Source organism: Ulvibacterium marinum (assembly GCF_003626755.1).
GTDB lineage: Bacteria > Bacteroidota > Bacteroidia > Flavobacteriales > Flavobacteriaceae > Ulvibacterium > Ulvibacterium marinum.
The window spans coordinates 320,426-342,968 of sequence record NZ_RBCJ01000006.1 but is presented as its reverse complement, the minus strand read 5'-3'; the positions used below and the strand labels follow the sequence as shown (position 1 = coordinate 342,968).

The 22,543-nt window shown below is 38.9% G+C and carries 15 protein-coding genes; 4 read left to right on the top strand and 11 right to left on the bottom strand.

The features are described from left to right. Nucleotides 1-17 precede the first annotated feature (17 nt). Nucleotides 18-1,055, bottom strand: a complete 1,038-nt coding sequence (locus D7Z94_RS24690) for a glycosyltransferase family 2 protein (protein WP_120714321.1) — start codon at nt 1,053-1,055, stop codon at nt 18-20. 442 nt (nt 1,056-1,497) lie between these two features. Here D7Z94_RS24690 and D7Z94_RS24685 point away from each other — a divergent pair, with 442 nt between their 5' ends. Further along, nucleotides 1,498-1,749 (top strand): hypothetical protein, encoded by a 252-nt coding sequence (locus D7Z94_RS24685; protein ID WP_120714320.1) that lies wholly within the window; start codon nt 1,498-1,500, stop codon nt 1,747-1,749. A 54-nt stretch (nt 1,750-1,803) separates the two neighbouring features. Here the strand turns inward: D7Z94_RS24685 and D7Z94_RS24680 are convergent, their stop codons facing one another. The 3 genes from D7Z94_RS24680 to D7Z94_RS24670 form a co-directional block, all read right to left on the bottom strand. Then, nucleotides 1,804-2,961, bottom strand: coding sequence for a serine hydrolase domain-containing protein (locus D7Z94_RS24680; protein WP_120714319.1), 1,158 nt, complete (start codon nt 2,959-2,961; stop codon nt 1,804-1,806). A 423-nt stretch (nt 2,962-3,384) separates the two neighbouring features. After that, nucleotides 3,385-4,224: a LytTR family DNA-binding domain-containing protein gene (locus D7Z94_RS24675; protein WP_120714318.1), complete on the bottom strand. Its 840-nt coding sequence runs from the start codon at nt 4,222-4,224 to the stop codon at nt 3,385-3,387. Between the two features lie 5 nt (nt 4,225-4,229). Further along, nucleotides 4,230-5,987 carry a serine hydrolase domain-containing protein gene (locus D7Z94_RS24670; RefSeq protein ID WP_120714317.1) on the bottom strand — a complete coding sequence of 586 codons (1,758 nt, stop codon included), beginning with the start codon at nt 5,985-5,987 and terminating at the stop codon, nt 4,230-4,232. Nucleotides 5,988-6,382: 395 nt separating this feature from the next. Here D7Z94_RS24670 and D7Z94_RS24665 point away from each other — a divergent pair, with 395 nt between their 5' ends. Both D7Z94_RS24665 and D7Z94_RS24660 read left to right on the top strand, forming a co-directional pair. After that, on the top strand, nt 6,383-7,546 hold the full coding sequence (locus tag D7Z94_RS24665) for a type III secretion system chaperone family protein (RefSeq protein WP_147415997.1): 1,164 nt from the start codon (nt 6,383-6,385) through the stop codon (nt 7,544-7,546). A 9-nt stretch (nt 7,547-7,555) separates the two neighbouring features. Then, on the top strand, nt 7,556-8,647 hold the full coding sequence (locus D7Z94_RS24660) for a trypsin-like peptidase domain-containing protein (RefSeq protein WP_120714315.1): 1,092 nt from the start codon (nt 7,556-7,558) through the stop codon (nt 8,645-8,647). Between the two features lie 269 nt (nt 8,648-8,916). Here the strand turns inward: D7Z94_RS24660 and D7Z94_RS24655 are convergent, their stop codons facing one another. From D7Z94_RS24655 to D7Z94_RS24625, 7 genes are all read right to left on the bottom strand, one after another. Continuing rightward, nucleotides 8,917-10,371, bottom strand: coding sequence for a carbon starvation CstA family protein (locus D7Z94_RS24655; RefSeq protein WP_120714314.1), 1,455 nt, complete (start codon nt 10,369-10,371; stop codon nt 8,917-8,919). Between the two features lie 89 nt (nt 10,372-10,460). Beyond that, a complete protein-coding gene (locus D7Z94_RS24650; RefSeq protein WP_120714390.1) occupies nt 10,461-12,131 on the bottom strand; it encodes an FAD-dependent oxidoreductase in 1,671 nt (556 codons plus the stop codon). A gap of 55 nt (nt 12,132-12,186) precedes the next feature. Beyond that, nucleotides 12,187-13,734: a sulfatase family protein gene (locus tag D7Z94_RS24645; RefSeq protein ID WP_120714313.1), complete on the bottom strand. Its 1,548-nt coding sequence runs from the start codon at nt 13,732-13,734 to the stop codon at nt 12,187-12,189. A 67-nt stretch (nt 13,735-13,801) separates the two neighbouring features. Further along, nucleotides 13,802-15,514, bottom strand: a complete 1,713-nt coding sequence (locus tag D7Z94_RS24640; RefSeq protein WP_120714389.1) for an FAD-dependent oxidoreductase — start codon at nt 15,512-15,514, stop codon at nt 13,802-13,804. A gap of 153 nt (nt 15,515-15,667) precedes the next feature. After that, nucleotides 15,668-17,119 (bottom strand): RagB/SusD family nutrient uptake outer membrane protein, encoded by a 1,452-nt coding sequence (locus D7Z94_RS24635; RefSeq protein ID WP_120714312.1) that lies wholly within the window; start codon nt 17,117-17,119, stop codon nt 15,668-15,670. A gap of 26 nt (nt 17,120-17,145) precedes the next feature. Further along, nucleotides 17,146-20,451: a TonB-dependent receptor gene (locus tag D7Z94_RS24630; protein ID WP_158594722.1), complete on the bottom strand. Its 3,306-nt coding sequence runs from the start codon at nt 20,449-20,451 to the stop codon at nt 17,146-17,148. 201 nt (nt 20,452-20,652) lie between these two features. Beyond that, complete coding sequence (locus D7Z94_RS24625; protein WP_120714310.1) at nt 20,653-21,810, bottom strand: FecR family protein; 1,158 nt, start codon at nt 21,808-21,810, stop codon at nt 20,653-20,655. A gap of 118 nt (nt 21,811-21,928) precedes the next feature. Between D7Z94_RS24625 and D7Z94_RS24620 the strand changes: the two genes are divergently transcribed. Continuing rightward, nucleotides 21,929-22,537 (top strand): RNA polymerase sigma factor, encoded by a 609-nt coding sequence (locus D7Z94_RS24620; RefSeq protein WP_120714309.1) that lies wholly within the window; start codon nt 21,929-21,931, stop codon nt 22,535-22,537. Nucleotides 22,538-22,543 lie beyond the last annotated feature (6 nt).

The window sequence follows — 22,543 nt, the reverse complement described above, 5'->3', positions numbered from 1 at the left end:
AAATCAAATTGAAGAATTTACTTGAGACTTACCTGACTATAGACCCAATTTTTCTTTGTATCACACAGAAAGTCAAGTTTTAATCTATGATAGGCCTTTGTAAGTGCCTCATTAACATCGATTGCCTCAATTAACCGAGAAACATAAATTATGCTTTCGTCAGAAAGTATATCCGAAACCAAATAAGATTGTAACAATTCCTTAAGTGCATTGTCCTTTTGATCCTCTTTATCGAGCTGATAATACATTTGAAAACAAGCCCCCAGACCATGTAAAAGAAAACGCATTAGGTATTGATCATTATATTTTTCAATAAGTCCCTCGGAAGCCAAAAATTCATACAACCTATCGTAGGCTGAAATAATATCCCTAATTTTTTCCTTGGAATAGGTCCTTGTTATGGAGTTGTGCGGCTCACAATTATAATTATAGGAAGACTGTGAGTAAATCTCGATGTTTTTTGCATGATGAACGGCCATTGCGACAAAAGAAATGTCCTCATAATACACATTCTCCGGAAATAGTATTTGGTGCCGTAGGAGCAACTGCTGTGAATATAGGTACAGGAAGGGGTAACTAAAAAAACCTTTGGTAAGGTTTAGAAAATTGAGCATGGCCTGCTCGTTTCTCCCTAAATTTCGAGGGAGTCGTGTTTTTTTCTCAAATTTCACATAAGCATCTCCAAAGTTGTCCGTATACCCCATGACCAATAGATCCACATCCTTCGGGGAATTGTTCAAATGCCGGACCAATCCGGATATGGCTCCTTGGGGTATCCAGTCATCGGCATCAACGAACCAAACATATGCCCCTGTAGCTTCTCTCAAACCCTTGTTACGGGTATATCCAGCACGACAATTTCTTGGGTTACAAAACACCTTGACACGATTATCCTTTTCCTCATATTCGCGAATCATAGCTAAAGAATCATCTGTAGAAAAATCATCCACTAGGATTATCTCTATTTGCCGATAGCTTTGATGAATTATAGAATCTAAACACCTTTTTAAATAGGAAGATGCATTGTGAACAGGAATGACAATACTCAAAAGCATCACAAAAGTCCTTTAAATTAATAAAAGGAAATATAAGAATTATATTACAAAACTATAAGTATTAGATTATAAAAATATATTAATTAATGGTTATGGATATTCAAATGTTTAAAGTTTGAAAACCGGATCATTAGAACCGTTTATAGGCCATCTTCTTGAATCACCGATTCCCTTATAGTAACATTGGTTATGGTATAGGCCATTTTGTTGCTCTAATTTCGTTCAAAATAGTTATTAGGATGAAGTACATATTGAGGATGGCTGTTGATATTCGTCTTTTATTTTGGGGCGGCCCAAGAGATTGCTCCAATCACAAAGGAAGAAGTCCTAAATAAAATAAAGACTTGTAATCGGTTGATTGCTCTTGACATTTCATTTAATTATGACTTGGTTATTTATACTGCCGAGATGGATATTTAATGATTAGGTTACCAAAATTTGTATGGAATTTTTAAAAAATATTGATAAATGGGGGATAATCGAACCCATAGTACCGGTCCTAATTGTTGACCTAGTAGTTAACTATGCTCTCGATCCAAGTGGTCCTGGCTTTCTTTTAAAACAATTTTTGACCGTTCTAGTTTTTGTCATTTGTATTACCGAAACAAATTGCCAAATCAATATTCTCTTGAAAGAAAATTTAGCTGACTCACTGATTTCAAAGGAGCGACAACAGAAAAGCAAAAGAGTTTAGTTTTTTGCTTTTCTGTTAATTCATGGTGATTTATCCAAAGTATAAAAGCACACCTCATTCAAAAACTGCCGTGACCAATGCAATTAAAAAAGATTCATTGTACATCCTTCCTAGTTCAGTGTCCTGTAAAACAGTGCCAACATTGGTAGCGGTAATAATATAGATATCATGATCTGGAAAATACCACATATCCGCACCTGCTCCTATGGCATCCCCATCATGTCCAATTGCAATGCCGTAACCGATATCTCTTTGCCACACTCCCAAACCATATCCAATATAGTCATCACCCCCCAACGATATAAAATCTAGCATTTCGGACCTTATTTCGTCGGATAAAATGGAACCTGTCATTATTTCTTTTAAAAATTGATAATAATCCAAAGGTGTTGAAATTATTCCATCAGATCCCGTAAAAATATGGGTAAGGTGGTTTTGGGTTTCAGACACATTTTCAACCTGTTTCGTATCAAATTGATCAAAATAGGAATTAACCAAATTATCGGTTAGGGGATATTCCAATTCGTTTTTGTAAAAAGTGTGTTGAAGGTTTAAGGGTTTAAAAATTCTTTCGCTGTAAAACCTTGCATGATTGCCGGTTACCTCCTCTATTAATGCAGCCAACAGTTCATATCCCGTTGAGGAGTAGTGAAAATCAGTCCCTGGGGGAGCGTAAAAAGCATTTCCTCTTTCGTAATCCAATAAGTCCGATGATTTTGTGCTTAATGGGTCATTTAAAACATCGGATACAAACGCTTCGTTCCAATCAAAATTAGTTAACCCTCCGGTATGATTTAATAATTGTCTTACGGTTATTGAATCTGTATGTTCAAATCCGAGAAGTGTAGTACTAGGAATATGATTGGAAATGGGATCGTCCAATGCTATCAATCCATCTTGAACTAGTAAAAGTGTGGCTACTGCACAAAAGGTCTTTCCGATGCTAGCGGAATAAACTTCATTATCAATGGACATAGGGGTGTTGTCCTCTATTCTGGCATAACCTGAAGCACCTTTCCATATGCCATCAGGAGTCACCACTACAGCTGAAAGCCCTGGTATTCCACTGGAAGTGAATTCATCCAATACGTCTTGAAAATTTGATGCCTTAGGATGTATTGGTTCAGAATATTCATTGTCATTGTCATTGTCGTTGTCACAACTTAAGTTAAGTGCCAAACCGATTAACAGAATGTATTTTATTGATTTCATTTGTTTTTTAATTTAAGATGCATAAGATTGAATTGATTTTTTACATTAGGGTGCGGCCACGGTATAGTGTTTTCCAATCATTATTGATATTGGATGGTTTGAAAACCATCCATCCGATTGTGCCCTACAAATGGATGTAAAGCACCTAAGAATAATTAACAATGTTTTCTTCATTATTTTGTTTTTTGATTAATTGATACTGGGTGTAAAACTAAATAAGACAACCGTTTTGAATGATGAGATACAGTTCATCATTTGCTGAAGCGATAGATATTCAATGATGAATCGTAGTATAGACGTTAAGTGACCGAATACGTAATTCCAGCTAAGATATTCACGACTTAAAACGGGGTTCCAACACAAGTTTTGTGAGATTTGAAAACGAGTTTTAATCTCTATTTGGTACGTCTGGTTATAGTTAAATCAGGAAGAACTGTTCACCCAGGACCTAAAAAAAGAAGCCTTATCCCTGCTAACGATTATAATTTCCGATAAATCTACAGTACCCATTATTTTTAACTTTACCTCTATCTTACCGTTTGTTGAGCTTTTGTATGAATCAATACTAGCCTGGGAGATAATGTATTTTCGGTTTGCCCTAAAAAAACTATCGTCCAACCTTTCTTCAAATTCCTTTAATGTTAATTCAGAAGTGTATTTGTTTTGATCGCTGCCAACAACGTAAGTGATTCCAAATAACGAATAAACAACAACTACCTCTTTAGGGTGCAAGAATTTAGTGGCATATGCATCCGTTACCTTTAGTTTAACCTCGGGGACAATCTTCAAAGATTCTAGATTCTCTTGATTGGACATAAAGAACAATGCAAAATATATGACATGAAAAAACAAAACAAATACTAATGCTACAATGGTGTCCTTTGTATAGAAAACAAAGGACAGTGAAAGTCTTTCCCCTTCAAAAAAGATGTAATCGAACAGTTCGTTTAAAATAACACTAAAAAGGATTACACTTAAAGTATGCAGCGTGAGTTGGTAGGCTACCCTTTTTATAAAATCCTGATTCAATGGAATTTTCTTGTTTAAAACTCGAATTCCCAGGGCATAAAATTCGATGATCAAATAAGTAGTAAGGATATCTACCAAGTAGTAATAAAAGTATTGGGAATCAATTTTTTGAAAATCATACGTAATTAAAAAATTAAGGGAAGTAATGGAAATCGTTATAATCCATAAGTAAGGCCTTTTGAATAACAAGTCTTGGCTTTTTTTTAAACCTTCCATAGATTCTTTACTCCCCATGTGCCTTATTTTAACCTTTTAAACTTGTATCCTGATAAGGTCAAATAGTCCATGCCGTTCGTTTTCTCCAGTTTAACAGTTTCTCCCCCGAAAAAATCAAAATTATATCCCGGAATAATAGCCAATTCATCAGATATTGGTGATAAACCTAACTGTATCTCCATTTCTCTAGGAAACTTCGCACTTCCCCTTATTTCCAGAACATTATCCGAATTGATCAACAGCTGCAAATTATCAATAGTTTGGTAATCATTTTCACTATAGTTGTCAACTTTATAGGTGCCAACTGCATTCTTCCATGAATTTGGTATCTTTTTAGCGTTGATTTTAGAGCCGATAACGTGTCTGGTACCACTTTCAAATTGTTCTCCAATTATAACCTCATCGTTTGATTCTTTCCAAAAAACGTCCATAGCATGTACTTTTACTCCTAAAGCCTTGACATATAATTTTATTAGACCATTGGAATATGGAACACCTATCCCTTTTTTATCCTCTGCCTTAAGATCCACATCAAATTTATTGCCATTTCTCTTAAGGTTTAATATTCCGATAGACGTACTATATGTGCCCTCGATTTTTTTGAATTGATCATCGGTCAATATGATTTTTTTATAATTGACCTTCTCCTTTTTAGCGTTATGATTTTTGGAAGCTTTATACTTTTTACCCACAAAAGAATATAACTTACCCCAACTGTCCCAATGAATTGCGCTACTGGAATTGGAGTTACTACAAATAATAATTGACGTGTCAAGCTCGGGAATAAAAAAGATGTAAGAATAAAAAGGTTCATGCACACCTGCCTTTTTAACCCTGGTATGTCCGCTCTTCAATTTAAGTACCTCCCACATGAGTCCAATCCCCGTATCAAAGGCCAATGGCGCGTCAACAAACTGATTTTTGATGGCATCCTCAACAACCGCATCGCTCAGAAATTTCTTGTTTGCCCTTCTACCATTCTTGGTATACAATCGGACTATTTTGAGCATGTCCGTAACGCTGGATGTGACACCATCCGAACCGGAAAAGCTATAGCTATACGTGTCGATTTCAGTTCCATTGTCATATCCTTTTGTTCGTTCGGCCGGACCAAAATACGAATGGTCCATTTTTAGTGGTTTGAATATATTGTTTTCAACATATTCCTCATAAGAAACTCCAGATACGCGCTCTACCAATAGGGACAATAAATCAACCCCCCAATCCGAATATTGATACACCCTTCCAGGAGGTGAAATAAGGTATTCATCTTTGGAGTTCAATAAAAGATTTTCCAAGGGTTCTGGCGCTTTCTTCATAAACCCTTTTGCACGCAACCTGGGGAGGCCGGCATAATGTGAAAGCATATGCCGTATTGTAAACTCATTTTCGTCCTTAAAGTGTGATTTCATGGAAAAATCCTGAACATAGTGGGTATATGGTTTATCTATATCAATAAGTCCATCCGTACATAGTTTTAAAATGGCGGTAGATGTAATGATCTTTGATACGGACCCAATGGGATACTCAGTGTTTTTTGTCGTTTTAATACCATTTGATTTATCTGCATGACCAAACCCTTCTTCGAGAACCAGTTGGTCCTCAATTTCCATGGCAATGCTCAATCCTGTAACATTATGTTTTTTCATTTTCTTGATTACAAGTTCCTTGAAGTCTTGCTTGAAGTGCTCCAATTCAGCAGGCGAAAATTGTTTTTGTGCATTAATTTCACATGTTAGCAGTAATCCTAGTATAAGAAAGATGTTGTGATGTAGTTTCATGATTCCAATTTGTTTTTTGATTAATTCTCGCTAAAAGTAGTTCCTGTAAAAGACTGGATTTACATAAAACCATTCAAAACAAAGTGAACCGATATAAATTGGAACATGAATCGAACCCTTAGGCACAAACCTATGAATTCGCAAAGACCTTATTATTCTTCGGTTTCATGTTCCAACTTTCTGTTTGTATACTTCATCGCCATCTTTGAAAGTCTTTTCAAAGCGTATATGAATGTTCGTGAAACTCCTTATGAACTGAATTAAGCACACGATAACCTCAAAAGAGATCATATTTGAATTTTTTAGTTACCTAAAGAAAAAAAGAGGTCTAATACCCTATGGGGCAATACTATGACCAAGAATACGAATTAATCCAAGTTGCTTAACCAAAAAATATGAAACACGCGCTAAGTTTTGAAGAAACACTAATGACATCATTACGCACTCGGATTTCCATAGAAAAATGGGACGATGCAAAAGAAGCCTATGAAGAAAACTATTATAAGGACACCATTCTTTCTATTATCGATTATGTAGGGAGTGACCTCAGAAAAAAATACGGCAATGATACCAACAGCTATTTTAAAATTCCACACGGATCCATTGTTGTAGAAATTGAGATTACGGATACAGAATTGCATATCAAAGTTCCATTCTTGGAAATAGGGGAAAAAAATAAAATTCCTTTACTTAGAAAAATTGCAGAAGTCAATTTCTACCCCTTGAATCTTTCGCAGATAAAATTAAAGGATAACCACCTTAATTTCCATTATTCAACTCCTTTGCATTTATGTGAACCCTATAAGATCTATTATGTGCTGGAGGAAATTTGTCACAATGCAGACAACTTGGATGATGAACTTATAAACTTGTTCGATGCTAAACTATTGCACGAGCCTAAAATAAACTTTTATAACCGAGATCTACTTGATAGTGCATGGCAAAAATTCACCTCACTCTTATCGGAAGCAGAAGAATTTATAAATTATTTTGATGAAAAAAGAATTGAGTACTTCAATTGGGATATCATTAATATTACGCTGAAGCGTATTGAATATCTTATCGCTCCAAGTGGTAAGCTACGTACCGATATTGAACATCAGGTTAATTGCCTTTACAATAAGGAAGATATGCAAATTAGGATTCAGAGAGGGAAAAATTTTCTTAACACACTTAAATCAATAAGTAAAGAAGATTTTGTAGCGGATATGTATGTTGCGGAAACATTTATCCCAATAAAATCCAGAAGCGAAATAGAAAGTCTTAAAAGAAACTGGGGGAAACCTTTTGAAACCGCTACCAAGGAAATGCAGAATAAACAATATACTGCGGCTACCTTAACCTTATTGGTAGCGTTTTATGATCTATTCTATTACAATACTATAGAGGATGACATCAATAACCAAGTAGTTAAGGTTCTGAGAAATGCGGATAAAAAAGTATGGGAAGAGGCTGCAACTGTCTTATATAAGGGTATGGACGGTATAATGAAAAATAAAACCATAGCCCAAGACCTTACTTCAACCACAAAAGGTTTTTTATCTAAATTGTTTAAATAAAGACTTAAAATGCAAAACTTAGAACATTTAAAAAATGTGACTTTTAAAGTACTGACCTCCCGCGGGACAGGAAGTTGTTTTTACATTCATGATCAGGATGTTATAGTCACGAATCATCACGTAATAGAAGGATTTAAAGAGGTAGCTATAGAAGATGATAAAAAAAACCGAATGCATGCCAAGGTAATCTTAACCAACCCGGACATGGACATCGCGGTTTTAAAAACGGAAACAAAATTAAACATCAAGGATACAATCACTTTGGATCCCAATCTGGTATTATCTAGACAACAGCAAGTATATGCCCTAGGATATCCATTCGGAATGCCATTCACTATCACTTCCGGTATTGTGTCCAATCCGGAACAACATATGAACGGGAAGTATTTTGTACAGACCGATGCGGCTATCAACCCTGGAAATAGTGGAGGTCCCTTGGTGACACATGATGGAAAATTGGCCGGTATCAATTCTTCAAAATTTAATGATGCGGATAATGTAGGGTTTGCCATTCCTATTTCCGTAATTAAAGATGTTGTGGAGCGTGTTAAGGAAAACACGACTTTTGATTTTTCGCTGCAGTGCTCCTCTTGTTCCGGGTTATCTTATGAAGCACAAGAGTATTGTTCCAATTGTGGGGCAACTTTGGATAAGAATGCTTTTGAGGAAACAAAACTAGGGGAATTTTCTTTGTTTATTGAAGATGCCCTTACGCAATTGGACATTAATCCTGTAATTACTCGTGCGGGATTTGAATTTTGGGAGTTTCATCAAGGCAGTTCGTTAATACGGATTTTTGTGATGAACAAAAATTATGTGTATTTGACCTCACCACTTAACAATTTACCCAAACAGAACCTTGGTGAATTATATGAATATCTTGTAGCAAGTGATCAAGGGGCGTTCTCCTTGGGGGTCTACAAAAATCAAATATTTATTTCATATAGATTACATATATCCGATTTGTTTAAGGATGAAACGACTAAAAATAATGTCAAAATAAAGATAAAAGAGCTAGCAATAAAAGCAGATGAATTGGATGATTTCTTTGTAGAACAATATCAATGCACTATGAGTACCCATGCAAAAAAAGTAGTATAGAAGCGGATAAATATAAACGTGTTGGTTTCTTAAGACCATTGCGAAAGGGCTTATCAATTTTTATAACTACAAAGAGCGGCCGGAGGTAAACATGGAGAATCAATACGTAATATGATTAAAAGGGCCGTTCGAAAATTATAGGATAGTTCTGTTTAAATCGTGAACTTTCAAATGGATTTTTGTTAAAAAGGGATACGAGAAATTCCATACCCCTTTTTCTCGAATAACTAAACCAACTCGGATTATAAACTTCAGATTGATTTTCCTTATCATGAAAAGGTCTCTTTCATACTTCGGGAAACCGCTTTTTTTCTCATCACATAAGTCCAAAACAAAATAATGGTACAAAGGGTTATTAAGGCTCCGCCCCAGTAAGCAATATCATTGGCCAATTCAAATCCTTCAGGTGCGATCAAAATATATGTGCTGCATACCATCGTCATGAAGATTGCCGGAAATAACGTAACCCAATAGGCTTTGCTCTCAAATATCAAATAAGCGGTAATTGTCCAAAGCACTACCGTGGCCAAGGTCTGATTGCTCCATGCAAAATAGCGCCATATGATACCAAAATCAATTTGGGTCAGAGAAAAGGCAAGGACAAAAAGAGGAATACTTATGTATAATCTGTTCTTTATCTTTTTCTGATTGGATTTAAAAACATCCGACAATATCAATCGTGCAGAACGAAAGGCTGTATCACCAGAGGTAATGGGAGCGGCGACTATACCCAATAAAGCTAAGATTCCTCCAATCCCTCCCAACATGTGCAATGATATTTCATTGGCGGCCCAAGCTGCATTATTATCATTGGCCAACATGGCGTTGTTAAGTTCACTTACATTTCCGAAAAAGGTCATGGCCGCTGCGGCCCAAATAAGCGCTACGATCCCTTCGGTTATCATAGTTCCAAAAAAGATTCCTCTTCCACACCTTTCATTTTTTATGCAACGTGCCATTAAGGGCGATTGTGTAGAATGAAAACCGGAAATCGCCCCACAAGCTATGGTTACAAAAAGAATAGGAAACAAGGGAGTCTCATCTGGATTGGTGGTCATGTTCCTAAGGTTTCCAGGATTCAGTTCGGGAATTTTATAGTCGCCAAAAAGTAGGGCCACAAGCAGACCTATTGCCATTAAAAGCATGGCCATACCAAAAATAGGATACAATTTGCTAATCAGCTTGTCTATGGGAAGTAGAGTGGATAAGATGTAATAAGCTAAAATAACGCCTACCCAGATCCAAAGGTTCCACATATCACCTGTCATTCCGTTAATTATCTTTGCAGGACCTACTAAAAAAACCGTCCCGACAAAAATCAACAAGGCTACCGTAAATAGCCGCATAATCTGTTTTACATTTGGGCCAAGATAGATGCCTACAACCTCACTAATACTTAATCCATTGTGCCGGAGGGAAAGCATTCCAGAAAAGTAATCGTGTACGGCGCCGGCAAAAATACTTCCTAGAACAATCCATAGGAATGCAGCTGGCCCAAACATTGCACCTGCTATCGCTCCAAAAATAGGGCCCAAACCTGCTATGTTCAAAAATTGAATAAGAAAAACCCTCCACTGGGGCAGCGGAACAAAATCAATATCATCCCGCAATAGTACCGCTGGAGTTTTACGCTCGGTATCGATACCGAAAATCCTTTCAATAATCTTCCCATAAATGAAGTAACCGGCAATTAATACAATGATGGATACGATAAATGAAACCATTGATAAAATGATTTTTTTACTACTACCTTACTTTTGTTGAAATGAAAAATTCCCAAAAAATATTGGGCTACCATCAAATCCAAAGTACCTCATTTCAAGATTTGACCTTTTTCCAACAATGATTTGCTTAGCATTTCATACTTCACGTCCTGTACGGCTATACCCTCATCAATGGCCATTGTTGCAGCAGCCGCTGCGGATTGCCCCAGAATCATAAAAACCGGCTCCATGCGAATGGACCCAAAGGCGATATGACTGGAGGATACGCATACAGGAACAAGCAAATTGGTACATTCGTCCTTTTTCGGAACCAAGGAACCATAGGATATGGCGTAGGGTCCATTAGTGCTTACTCCAATGTCCCCCTCGTTTTGTACAAAACCATCTTCTTTGATATAACGTTGTATGTTATGAGAATCCATTGTATAGGAACCCATGCCGACAGAATTTGGTGTGGGCCGTTTTTTTAACAGTTCATTTTCCGTCATTACAAACTCCCCGATCATACGCCTAGCCTCACGAACATAAATCTGGTGTGGCCAGTTGTCGTTATCTATAAACTCGTCTTTTGAAAGTCCCCATTTGGACATTTCCAACCGTATATTTTCAGGTACCCTTGGGTCGTTGGCCACAAACCATAAAAGGCCTTTTTGGTACTGCTCGTGTTCTTTAATAATTTCCTTTCTACGTTTATAGGAACCTTCCGGATACTCATAGTTCATCCCAATGTTATCACTACTAAAGGGACCGTGATTGTTGGTATCGGTTTTATGGTTTGGTATGATATCGAATTTGTTGAACCAACCGTCCCAACCTGTATCGAAAACCCTGCCCAAAAGTTCATATTGCATGGGGTCATAACCCTCAGGTTTAGGGAAGGGTACTCTATTGGGGTCGTGATTGGTCATACATGTTCGAAAGCAATACGCCTGTATTTTATCGTCACCACTATACTTTTCTCCCGGATGTTCATCTGATACCCTTGGTAAAAGTCCGCTAGAGGGGTCGTTAGGAGTAATATAGGGTGAGATATCGGATTCAAACCAGTGACCATGATGCAATACTCCCGTCTGTACCCCGTTCCATTCTTCCCCGTAGACATCACGACCTTCACGACCCACGTGATAACTTACCCCGGCCGTTGCCATTAAATCTCCTTCATACGTTGTGTCCAGGAACATTTTCCCTGTATATGTTTTGCCGCTCAAAGTAGTAATCGATACGATTTTACCATCGGCCATTTCTACACCATTCTCCCTATTCAACCACTCATCCCGATCTACCCGGATTTCATATTCCTCAATCAAATTCTCAAATACTTTCTCCGCCACATGTGGCTCAAAAATCCACATAGTGCGATTCTCTCCATCCATGGCAGGTGTCCCCTGCCCTTTGTTGCCATATTCCTCCTTGGGCTGCCATTTCCAGGCCACATCCGTATTGTAATGTTGCCATACCCGATGATAAAATTCCCTGGCAAGACCACCGATAACACTTTTATCCCCAGTATCGGTAAAGCCCAGCCCTCCCGATGACAATCCGCCCAAATGCTTGTCCGGGGAAACCACAATTACTGACTTCCCTGATTTTTTGGCTTCCACAGCGGCAATTACGGCTGCGGAAGTGCCGCCATAAATAATGATATCGGCCGTATTTGAATCAGCTTTTATTTCGGTTTCTTGTTTACAGTTCCATAGAAAGGCTAATGCTAAAACTAAGATTATGGGAAGCGAAATGAGGTTAACTACGTTTTTTTTCATTATATCTATTTTTGTCAAATTTACTTTTACTCCTGTAATGGCCATAGCACAAGAATTAAGGGTTTGCGTCCATATTTGACGCCTCGCTTTTTTGGATAGCATTCAAGTGTTCCTTAAGCTCTTGGGCAAACACTGGATGTTCCTTATAGCGATTTTTAGATTCCGAAACATCATCTTTGAGGTTATACAGTTCACCATTGTCATCTTCACCCGTAGGTTCAATATACTTCCAATCGCCTCTTCTCACGCCATACCGATTTCCTGAAGATTGTACAACGACCGACTTTCGTATGCTTTCATCTTTTCCCTCCAAAACAGAAAGCTGATCATAACTGTCCACTGCCATATCAACAGGAAGGTCATAACCTATAATTGAGGCAAGGGTCGCTATGACATCGTTTAGGGCAAAGAGTTGGGTAGATTTAGTGTTCTTTGGAAAATGGCCAGGCCAACGTGCAATGAACGGAGTCCTCACCCCCCCTTCCCAAGCGGTCCTTTTTGTTCCTCGCAACACTCCGTTTGGATAATGTCCACTATCATATTGGTCTTTTTTTGGAATACTTTCCGCGCTATTGGTAGTTGTTGTCAAGTCAATATCTGATCGTGTAATTTCAAAATGTGACCCGTTGTCACTGGCAAATAAAACAACAGTATTCTCCGCCAGTTGCAAACTATCCAAGGTATCCAATAGTTTGCCGATATATGTGTCCAGCTCATATACATAATCGCCATATAATCCCGCCTTGGTAGTACCTTGAAACTCTTTACTTGCCGCTAAGGGAACATGGGGCACATAAGGCGCAAAGTACAGGAAAAAAGGTTGGTCTTTATCAGCTTGAGTATGTCTTTGTAAAAACTGTGTGCTTTTTGTGGTAATCCTATCGAGATATTCGTCTGATGGAACGATTTCAATATGATCTTTGTTCTGAGCCGAAGCTATATTGTAAAAGTCATGCTGCAAGGCCGCAACAATCTCCTTTTCGTCCATAATCCAACATTCACTGGCACAACTGAATCCGTACCAGTGCTCAAACCCATGGTGTACCGGGCCGTCTGTAATAGGTTTGCTTAAATCCAGATTTGCACCGTTGTTCGGTGCCCTATGTTTTCCATAGCTTGCCGGTTTTTCCCCATCCAAGGTTGGAAACGAGGCCCCCAAATGCCATTTGCCGAAACCGGCCGTGGTATACCCTGCATTTTGCAACATTTGGGGCAGGGTAAGTTGACCTTTTGCCATCATAGAGGGTTCATAGTTGGCCAATACCCCTGTTTTTTTCCAGCTTCGGAAGGGATAACTTCCGGTCATCAAAGCATATCGGGATGGCGAACACGCTGCTACCGGACAATAGGCATCGGTCAACCGTATACCTTGTGATGCCAGCTTGTCCAGATTAGGTGTTGGAACCAGGGAATTTTTGTTATATGAGCCCAAGTCCCCATACCCAAGATCATCGGCTAAAATGATTACTACATTGGGAAGTGTGACCGTTTGTTTCCTTTTTTCCTGTTGTTTTCCTTTTTCTTGGCACGAGCAAATAAAAAAGAACCCCATTAAAAAGAACAACCTTGATAAAGTCAATCGATATTTTGAGTTTTCGTTCATTGTTTAGGCTTGTTTAATTGTAGGGTGAACTTTTTATTCCCATTATCCATCAAATCCCGCGTACCTTTCATTTTATGCGTTGTCCATATTTCAATAATGATTTTCGCAAGGTGAGATAGTGAACATCCTGAACCGCTGAACCTGTATCAATGGCCAAGGAAGCGGCCGTAGCGGCAGATTGCCCCAGTACCATAAATACGGGTTCCATTCGGATAGATCCAAAAGCAATGTGCGTTGCGCTCAGACAAACAGGAACGATTAAATTTTCACATTCTTCCTTTTTGGGCACTATGGATTTATAGCTTATAGGATAAGGTTTAAAGCCATGGGCTTCTACATTGCCCTCGTTTTGGACAAAGCCATTGGCATCAACATATCGTTGTATATTATGGCTATCCATGCCATAGGCCCCTAAACCGATGGGGTCATTGGGGATATGCAATCCTTCACAGTTGTATTGTGTCATCACATAATCACTTACCATACGCCGTGCCTCCCGAATATAAAGCTGCTGCTGCCAACCATCCGGTCTTTCAAATTCATCCTTTGTAGTTCCCCACCTTGAAGCCTCATCACGAACTTCCTTAGGAATTCGAGGATGATTGGCCAAGGTCCACATGAGACCCATTTGGTACTTTCTATGGTCTTCCACTATCCTTTCCCGTTCTACATAGGATGCTTCGGGATACTCATAGTTTTTACCGATATAATCTGTGGAAAAGCCGAATTTATTATTGGTATCCGTTTTCCTATTGGGCATGGCAGAATTGATCCAAGGGAGCAATGAATTTCCATAGCTATACATATCCCTAATAGACCCCGTACGAGCTTCGTAATTTCGAAATAACAATTCGTAATTAATTTCGTCATAACCCTCTGGTTTTTTAAACGGGATACGGTTTTCCGGATGATCCGTTAAACACATCCGAAAACAATATGCCTGTATTTTTTTGTCACCGCTACCTTCAAGTCCGGGTTTTTCAACTACGTTGGGCAATAGACCACTTTTAGGGTCCCCTTTTTTTACATAGGGATCCACCCCGGGAATAAAGTTATGGTTATAACCATTTCTAGAGACTATGCCCCGTAAGGATGTATTCTTAATATTAGCCTGCACTCCGTTCAGGGTTTCTCCATACTGGTCGTTGCTTTCCCTGCCATAGGTATAGGATACACCACTGGTGGCCATTAAATCTCCTTCGTATGTGGCATCTATGAATACATCCCCGGAAAAAACCTTCCCGCTTTCCATTTTTATGGATTGAATCTTTCCATCGGCCTTTTTTACACCATTCTTCCTGTTTAAGCGTTCGTTATAGATCAATGTAATATTCTCTTTGGCAATCATATTCTTGTACACGGAGAGGGCCGCCGAAGGTTCAAAGGTCCACATAGAGTTTTCCCCTCTTTCGGTCCGGGTCTGCCCACCATCTAGATATTCGGATTTTTTCTGCCATTTCCAATTCTTGGGATTATCATAATACGTTTTTATGTTCTCGTAGAACTCACGGGAAATGCCCCCAATCGCAATTTTATTACCAATATCCGTTTGACCCAATCCACCCGTTGTCAATCCCCCAATCCGATTTGTTGGCTCGATCAAGACTACTGATTTTCCCATTCTGCTACTTTGAATGGCAGCAGCTATTCCCGCTGAAGTGCCACCATAAACTATGACATCTGCACTATTCTGATTTTTCTGTGCATCCAATGATTGGATACATCCAAAAACCAAAAATGTGGCAATGATCACTACGGTCGGTATTATTTTGTGTTTCATTTTCATTCTCATTAGGTTTTAAAGTACAGTTCTGCTTCCATTGGAAACCATCGGATTGTTATAAATAATAAGAAAAAAGTTTAAAAAGGCAGGTATAAAGATAAAGCGTCACCTGCCTTTTCAGATTCAACTAACTAAAACTAACATTATTAATTAATAACCAGGGTTTTGGTCTTCTTGATTAACTGCCGGGTTATTGTTTATTTCATCTTCTGGAATAGGCCATAAAAGACGTTCATCAAGAATGGGCTTACCTGCGGCCGCGAAAGCTTCCTTTACCTTACCTGTCCGTTTAAGATCAAACCATCGCCTTCTTTCGGTTATAAACTCATAAGCCCTTTCCTGAATAACCGCATCCCTAAAATCATTTTGGCTTAAACCTACAGCATAGTCCACCGGGGAGACTGAATTCGGATCAAAACCATAGGCCCTTCTCTTGATTATATTCAAGCGTTCCAATGCCAATCCTGAAGGACCTCCCTCCGCCATGGCGGCTGCTTCGGCATAAAACAAATAGGCCTCCGTAAAACGATACACAGGTGCACTGTACAAACGTACTCCAGAAGTATTGGTTATGAACTTTTTGAATAAGATTGGGGTAGTAGAAGGTAAATCGACCCACTCTCCATTGGCATTCTGAATTTGGGTATAGAGATTAAAGCTTTTGCGTAGGTCATTATCATCCCAGCTATCGCCAATAAACGAATTGGTATCCGGTAGCCATGCGAATACCCCACCGGAACCATAATTATATGGAATATTGTTCGCTCTATGCAGGTAAACAGGTAGGGACGATTGTGCAGTTTCGGAGTGGTGAATTGAAAATATATCTTCTGAATTGGCAGTTACCGCAAAAATATTATAAAAATCATCGGGCTGTTCCACGGGAACCAAGGCAAAGGGTCCATTACTTATAACGTCTTCTGCCTTTGCTGCAGCACCTTGCCAATTTTCTGTAGTTAAATATACATGCGCCAATAACATTTTAGCTGCCCATTTAGAAGCGCGCCCTGTTGCCTCCCCTACTTCTCCCAGCCCACTTTCAGCGGCCAAACAATCCTGAATAATCAGCTCATATACCTTACTTTCAGGTTCCCTTGGTGCTTCAACCGCACTTAAATCCACACTTTCGCTTGTTTTTATGGGCACGGCGCCCCAACCCCGTACCAATTCAAAATAACATAATGCCCTTAGAAAATGTGCTTCTGCCAAAATACTATTCTGTACTTCCGGATCTATATTTTCAATATTGGGGACATTATCCAATACCGCATTGGCCCGATTGATAGTTTCATAAAAAGATAGCCAGTTAGTGGCGCACCTACCAATATTTCTTTGGTCTAAAATCTGATCCCAAATGGTTATCGGGGCTTGTGAACCTCTACCAAACAAATAGTCTCCATGCAACTCGGTCATGAGATAATTGGTAATTCCAAAAAAATCAGATTGCATGCCCGAATAAGCACCAGCTATAGCAGCTTCTGCATCTGACTGGTTGTTGTAAAAGTTTGCCTTGGAAACAAAGTCCTTAGGTACCTCCTCCAAGGCCTCATCACAAGCGGAAAATAAAAAAAACGTGAATATTACTAAAATTATATTTTTCATGATACTTTGTTATTTATACTTTATCATTAGAATCTAAATTTTAATCCCATGGCATAAATCTTGGCATTGGGATAACTACTTTGGTCGTGGCCAAATCTCAAACGATCACCAACGGGGCTATCGCTGTCATCCGTTCCCCTAGTATTGGCCTCGGGATCAAGACCCGAGTAACTGGTAAATGTGAATAGATTTGTACCGGAGATATACAATTGCGCCATATCAAAACCCTTAAGTCCCATCTGCTTTACCGGAAAGTTATAGGCCAATCGTAACGATCGAATTCTGAGGTAACTGGCATCCTCGATAAATCGTTCGGATACGGTCACTTGAGTTGCACTGCTTATTTTGGGATATTTGGCATCAGGATTGGGGTTTTCTTCCGTCCAATAATTTCCGATAATATCTTTGAACTGGTTGTTGCCCCTTTGGAAGGAATTCAAATGCGTACCTAATGTGGCATTGAACAATTCATTTCCCTGAACACCCTCAATCTGAACATTCAACTCTACGCCTTTATAGCTAAGGTTAGTAGCAAGACCGTAAATAAAATCAGGGTGGTAACTACCTAGAATAACCCTATCCAGCGCATTTATAGTACCATCAGGTACGCCATCCGGGCCACTAATATCTTGATATTTAATAAAACCTTCATCATCAAGGCCATCTTCCAGCAAACCATAAAATGCTCCAATTGGCTCGCCAACCCTAGCGATATTGGCACTTGGCCATACGGCACCTTGACCTGATCCAAAAATGTCGCTATCTCCTGCAAGTTCAATGACCTTATTTCTGTTCGCGGATATTTGTGCCGAGATGTCCCATTTAAAATCACCTCTAAGAATATCGGCATCGATACCCAATTCTACGCCTTCGTTTTGTATTTCGCCAAGATTTCTAAGAATAGATCCAAAACCAACGGTCGGTGGTAAGGGTACAGAAGCCAATAAATCTTTGGTGTTCTTTTTATAATAGTCAAACACAAACCGTAACCGATCTTTAAACAAGTTCAGATCAACACCCACATCCAGCTGTCCCGTGGTTTCCCATTTTAATTCACTATTGGAGATACCCGATGGTACAAAACCGATAACATCGGTCTGGCCTTCATAAATATATTTTTCAGAGTCCAGGCGGTCTAGTGATTGGTAAGGATTCAAAGCGGTATTTCCAGTAATACCATAACTGGCTCTTAGTTTTAAATTACTGATAACCTTATTGTTCTCAAGAAAGGGTTCGTCAGAAACACGCCAAGCCAATGCCCCGGAAGGAAAGTACCCCCACTTGTTATCCGCACCGAATCTTGATGAACCATCTGCCCGTATACTGGCCGTTATAAAATACTTGCCTTTAAAGGAATAGTTTGCTCTTGAAAGGAAAGAAATGAGCGTCCAATCCGTATAGTTAGAACGAGGGTTTAAGATTGTTTCGGCCGCGGCTAAGTCAAAATTCTCGGTTATATTGTTGGAAAAGCCCTCTACCTGTGCTCTTGAATCACGACTTAGATTGGTTTGATAAGTGACACCCCCGATAACATTTAAATTATGTTTCTCGTTGAACAGTTTTGAATAGGTAAGCACATTCTCAGTCAAAAAGGTATTACTATATATGTTTTCCTCCGTTGCCTGACCTCTGTCATTGTCATAAATGATAGGTATAAATTCTTCATCCAGCGAATGCCGATATTGTAAACCCAACAGCGTCCGAAAGGTCAAACTCTGGGAGAAGGAAACATCAAAGGTGGTGTTCGCCAAAATGCTATTGGCGAGTAAACGGTCTTTTCTAGCCGTATATATTAAAGGGTTCCGCATATCTGCCGAACCAAAATTATAGGCTTGTTCAATTTGAGTAGGTAGGCCATCCTCATCATAAAGTGGCAAGGTGGGCGGAGCAGAAGCGGCTGCAGAAAGCATGGAATTTCCACGGTTTCCATTGTCTACTGGTACGGCATTTTGCTCACTTCTTGTGAGTTGCAAATTGACCCCCATTTTGAGCCAGCTTTTCAGTTCCTGATCCAAGTTTACCCTAATAGAGCCTCTGGTAACCCCTGAGTTCTCTATAATCCCTTCCTGATCATAGTAGTTTCCAGAAATGGAATACCTACCTTTTTCCGATCCTCCAGAAAATGTAACGGTATGATTGTGTATCGGAGCAACCCTAAATATGGCATCCCACCAGTCCGTACCAGGGTTTTGAACCTCATCAACGTTAAAAAATGGATCTAAGCCTTCATTTCTCAACCACTCATTGGCAATAACCGCATATTCTTTTGCATTAAGCAATTCATAACGGTTTATGGCCTGTTGCATGCCAAAAAATGTGTTTACTTCAATTTTGGAGTCCTGTCCTTTTGCACCTCTTTTGGAGGTTATGATGACCACACCATTTGCTCCACGTGAACCGTAAATTGCTGTTGCCGACGCATCTTTTAAGATATCCACGGATTCAATATCGGAAGGGTTCAAGAAATCGATACCCCCAGTAACGGGAAATCCATCTACTACGTAAAGGGGTTGATTGTCCCCTATCAGGGAATTACCTCCACGAATACGTACCTCTATCCTTCCACCGGGAGTCCCAGAATTTTGAGAAACCCGTACCCCAGCGGCCCCAACTTTTAAAGCCTGCTCCATATTATATACCGGGGCTGCTTCTAAAGTTTCCGTCTTTACCTGAGAAACAGAACCTGTTAAATCGGCTTTTCTTACGCTTCCATATCCTACCACCACTACTTCTTCCAGCCCAGCCGTACTTTCTTGTAATGAAACATTCAAAGTCGTTTGGCCACCTACAACTACTTCCCTGGTGGCAAAACCGATATAGGATACTACCAAGACGGCATTTGGATCTTCAAGCTGTATGGAGAAATTTCCATCAAAATCAGCGGTAACCCCATTGGTAGTTCCTTTCTCAACAATATTTGCGGCCGGCAAAGGTGACCCATTGGTATCCGTAACAGTTCCAGATACCTGAAATTGTGGAGTACTGGCTGGTGGTTCCGTACTTTCCGCTTTATCGGGCGGGGCGTTTACTTTTGAAATCTTTTTTAGTATAATCTGTTTGTTCAAAACCTCATAACCGACATCCGTCCCCTTGAAAAGCTGTAACAAAATTGTGGCTATGGGCTTTTTTTTGACTTTAATGGAAATTCTTCTGTCCAGATCTACATCCCTTCGATTCAGCAAAAACTTGTATTCCGATAATGATTCTATCTCATTTATTACCTGTTGAACGGCAACATTTTCGAGATTTAAGGAAATTTTTTTAGTCTGTGCATAGGAATTGGCCTGTATTTGAATCAAAGAAACTACGGTTAGAAGAAATGTAAGTTTCATTTTCAAGCTAATTATGGGAAAGAAGTGTCCTAACTTCCCCATTTTAAAGGGTTTTTTCATAATTTTGGTGTTCTTAATTGGTTTAACTAGTTTAAATCACTTTACCTAATCGGGAAATGTGTCCGCATTTTCCGATTTTTTTATGTTCGGTGAATTATTATGATGGTCATAAAGATTTGATCATTGGCAATCAATTTTAGGTTATTTAATAATTACTTCGTTGTTCTCTATATAGTATTCAATAGCATAACTTCTATTGAACGACTCCAAAACTTCATCAATGGTTTCAATATCAAAGGTTGCATCGAACAATTGTTTGTCCAAATCGGTATTCGTATTTTGAATCTTTACATTGTATTTACGCTCTAAAGATTGCCTTATTTTTAGAAAGGAAGTATTACGGAAAACCAATTTTCCTTGTACCCAAGCTGTATAAATCCTGGTATCCACATTTTCTATTGATATATTCCCGTTGCTATTGTTCCATTCCGCCTTAAACCCTGGCTCCAAAAGTGTAGAATTACCTTTCTCCTCCCCATCCATCTTTTTATATACCGCAACAGACCCCTCGACCAAAACAGTGTTGGTACTTAAATCTTGAGGATAACTCGATATATTGAACGTGGTGCCCAACACTTCTACGTTCATATTTCCTACAGAGACAACAAAAGGACGGATCTTGTCCTTTGTTACCTCAAAGTAGGCCTCTCCCTTGAGAAAAACGTTTCTATCCTTACCTTCCACAAAGTTTATGGGATAACGCAAGGTAGTACCTGCATTCAAATATACATGAGTGCCATCGGAGAGGGCTATATCAAATCGCTTCCCAAAAGGCACTTTTAGGGTGTTGTATACTAATTTGTCCAATTTGGTAGTTTGGGAGTAGGTAAGTTGGGTAGTATCCTGCCGTCCAATTATATTTCCTTTGGCATCCTTTAAAAGTACATTTTCTTCTGGTTTGATAACCTTTGTAGTACCGTCGTCCAGGGTTATGGTTATGGGATCGTCCTTGGGAATCAAAATAGGTACGGTATTAGGTTCTAAATTGTTTTGCCAATAGAAATAGCCCGAACCCATAAAAAACACAACTATTGCTGCATATTTTAAAAAATTTTGGATGTTACGCGTTTTCATCCGTTTCTTATCCCTTTCAATATCTCGAAGTAGCGTCTTCTTGATTTTCTCAATGTCGGGTTTGCTCATCGCCGTTGTAATTTCGTAATGGGTCTTTATGTAATCATCAAAAACGCCTTCGTTACCTTCAATAGAAATCCATTTCGATAAATGATCCAATTCCTTAGTGGTGGCCTCATTACAAAGATATTTTATGATACAGCTTTCTATTTCGGTGAATGACATTGATCTTCTATACTTTATTATATGACAAAGGAAATTTACAATACCCTAACTTTTTAGTGGTTTTTTTTTAATATTTGTCCAAAAAAGTCCCCTTTTTTAAGATTAAGACAATTTGAAGATGACGTACGATAACGAAAAAATACTTTTGGAGGATTTAAAAAATGGCGAGGAAAGGGCCTTTATTTTTTTGGTGGATCGCTTTAATCAAAGATTGTTCGGATATGCTTTGACCCTAACCAATGATTATGGTATGGCCGAGGATATTATACAGAATGTATTCTTTGCTACTTGGAAGAAGAGAAAAAGCTTGTTTATCCAATCTTCATTACAGAACTATCTATTGAAGTCTGTCTACAATGAGTTTGTAACCCAATACAAAAAGCACAGGTCTACAATGGTACTGGAAAGTAAATATTTTGAAGGGCTGGAAAAAGTAACTCAGGGATATGATGAAGTTTCTTTGGAAAAAGCGTTACAATTGATAAAGGTCGAAATCCAAAATCTCCCTCCAAAATGTAGGGAAGTGTTCCTATTAAGTAGACAGGAGGGACTCACCAATTTGGAAATAGCCGAATATCTCAATATTTCCATCAAGACCGTAGAAGCACAGATTACCAAATCGTTCAAAATAATCCGTAAAAATGTCGGTGGTAAAATAAAAACTGTTCTCCTTCTTTTATTGGGATTCGGGCACTATGATAATACTACGACACTATTCCAAAAATAGCCTTGG